A 2,695-nucleotide genomic window follows, 5' to 3' on the forward strand; every position below is an offset into this window, starting at 1 on the left:
GAATGACTTTTCGATAAATGTAACCGAAATGTTTCGTAACCCTAGTTTTTTTAAAGCCTTTCGTGAAAAAGTGATCCCCACTTTACGAGAGTACCCAGAAATAAGGATTTGGCATGCTGGTTGTGCGACAGGTGAGGAAGTATACTCTATGGCTATCTTGCTTCAAGAAGAGGGGCTAATCGATAGGGCAGTAATTTACGCAACAGACATGAATGAGCAAGTATTAGAAAAAGCAAAGAAAGGCGCTTTTCCTATTCATAAAATGCAGGCTTATACGAAAAACTATATGCTTGCTGGGGGTGTCCACGCTTTTTCGGAGTACTATAATACAGATTATCAATATGCCTACTTCCACCCAACATTATTGAAAAATATTATTTTTGCTCAACATAATTTAGTAACAGATCAATCATTCAATGAGTTTCATGTAGTCTTATGTCGAAATGTCCTTATTTATTTTTCACCTAAGCTACAGAGTCAAGTACATCAGTTGTTTTATGAAAGTCTAAGTGAGCAAGGTTTTCTATGCTTAGGGGATAAAGAAACATTGCGCTTTGATGAGGTTATTTCAAAATATAGTGAAATTGCTAGCAATGAAAGAATTTATCAAAAAATATATTAACGAGTAAGAGGCTATCCTAACATTGGATAGCCTCTCTTTGTTATTTATATAGAAGTGCTAGTTGCTTGAATCATTAATACACACATATCATCAGGTTGATTTTCTTGTTTATCCTTCGGTAATAAATTGTCAATCAGGCATTGTGAATAATCCCACTTGGAGGATGTTAGCGTTTGCAAATGCTTTTCTGATTCAATTTCACAGGGTCCCATTGCTTCTAATACGCCATCTGTAAATAGCACAATTTGAATATCCTGTTCATATTGAATACATTGCTTTTTAACTTTAATTTCATCGAAAAAGCCAACTGCACAGCTTCCTTGATTTAATGGAATACATGTTTTTTCGTCTATTAGTGCGTATCCAGGAGGATGACCAGCATTTATATATTCGACTGTTTTTTGCTCTGTATCAATTACTAAATATATGGCTGTAAAATAATAAAGATTATTGTCTTTTCCATCTTGCAACAGGGTCATATAACGATTCAGTTCTTTAATGACAAGTTCAGGCTCGTTTAATTGTTTAACAGCCTCTCTTAAAACAGAGGAGATAAACATACAAACAAGTGCTGCAGATATTCCATGACCCATCATATCCAAAAGTATAATGGCATAGCGATGATCATCTATTTTATACCAATAATACATATCACCCGCTAAATTTGAGGATGGTAAATAAGAAACTTCAATACGGATATCCTTCTCGTTTAATGGTGGGCTTAGTAGGCTTCGTTGTACATGAGTGGCTAAATCGAGTTCATATTGTATTTTCTTTTCATGCTGAGTGTGCCAATCTAATTCCGATTTTAAACGTAATGCAACTCGAATTCTTGCAAGCAGCTCCGTTTTATTAATTGGTTTTGTAATATAATCTACACCACCGATATCTAATGCTTCTGCTAGCTTGTTTTTATCTTCGAGCGCTGTGACAAATATAATTTGAATATCTTTCAAACTTTCATTTTGTTTAATACGTTTGCAGGCCTCAATACCATCTACTTCTGGCATCATAATATCTAACAATATTAAATCTACTGAATTTCCTGTTGGATTTGGTGCATCTAATTGTAAATAATCAAATAGCTCATAAGCAGATGAAAGAGAAACACAGTTATCATAACCTGCATTTTTTAGTATTTTTTCAATGACAAATAAATTGACTTGATTGTCATCTACTAGAAGAATGGTCATAGTTACTTCTCCTTACTCTGATTGAATTGTGCAGATTATTATTCATGTATATAAAATACTTTCAACTTTATCATTATACAAAACATCAGAGAATAAAGGTATTTTGGCGATCTGAATGTATAGTTTGCTAGAAAGTGAATGAAAGAGAGTTTACATTTTAGCTTTTCTAAATCCTTGATATATATCAAATGCATTTACTAATACAGCAGTAATCATACCGAGGAGTAAAATCTTATCTATAAAAAATGTTACCTTAGCTGAAGCTGTATCTGTGATAGTGGCTATATAGGGGATGGAGGCACTATGAATAAAATCTTGATGCATTGCCAGGGCAATAAATACAACGGTTCCTCCACCTTGAAGCAGTGCATTAGTTATAGCGATTGGCATTGTCCATTGACCTGAGCGCCATTTGACGAACGTTAAAACGACACTAAGAATAATACATAGGAAGACTATAGGGGCAAACGTTTGTAAAATATTTTGATTAAAGATCGGCATAACGAATTTCAAGCTACCGTTGTCGTTTGTTGTATAAATACCTAAAAGACGATAGGCATTCCAATAAACAAAAGCAAAAATAAAGATCCCTGAAAGACTAAAAATTGTATCGCTTAAAGTGATGACTTTGTCTTTAGGAATATTTTTTATTTTTACTAAATCATCAGGGGACCATTGTTTCGCGTTCAAAAAAGGCAGTTGAATTTTATTAGAACCAGATCGCTCAACGATGATAAAGACAACCGTGATCCAAAACAATACGTGAAAAAATACAGAAATCATGGCAACAATGATCATGGAAAATGTTGAAATAATTGTTGTGAGAAGTGCCTCTTCCCCTGCAAACAGCACTATTTTTTTAATTACTTGAATAATGATC

At 33.8% G+C, this 2,695-nt stretch carries 3 protein-coding genes; 1 reads left to right on the forward strand and 2 read right to left on the reverse strand.

The window, feature by feature from the left end:
* Positions 1–622 (forward strand): CheR family methyltransferase (locus RT445_RS20000; protein ID WP_313471394.1); only part of this gene is annotated, 622 nt, incomplete at its 5' end.
* Between the two features lie 44 nt (positions 623–666).
* Here RT445_RS20000 and RT445_RS20005 read toward each other — a convergent pair.
* Positions 667–1,815 (reverse strand): fused response regulator/phosphatase, encoded by a 1,149-nt coding sequence (locus tag RT445_RS20005; RefSeq protein WP_274795028.1) that lies wholly within the window; start codon positions 1,813–1,815, stop codon positions 667–669.
* Between the two features lie 150 nt (positions 1,816–1,965).
* Positions 1,966–2,695 (reverse strand): hypothetical protein (locus RT445_RS20010; RefSeq protein WP_313471396.1); only part of this gene is annotated, 730 nt, incomplete at its 5' end.

The organism is Lysinibacillus sp., assembly GCF_032093475.1.
Lineage (GTDB): Bacteria > Bacillota > Bacilli > Bacillales_A > Planococcaceae > Lysinibacillus > Lysinibacillus irui.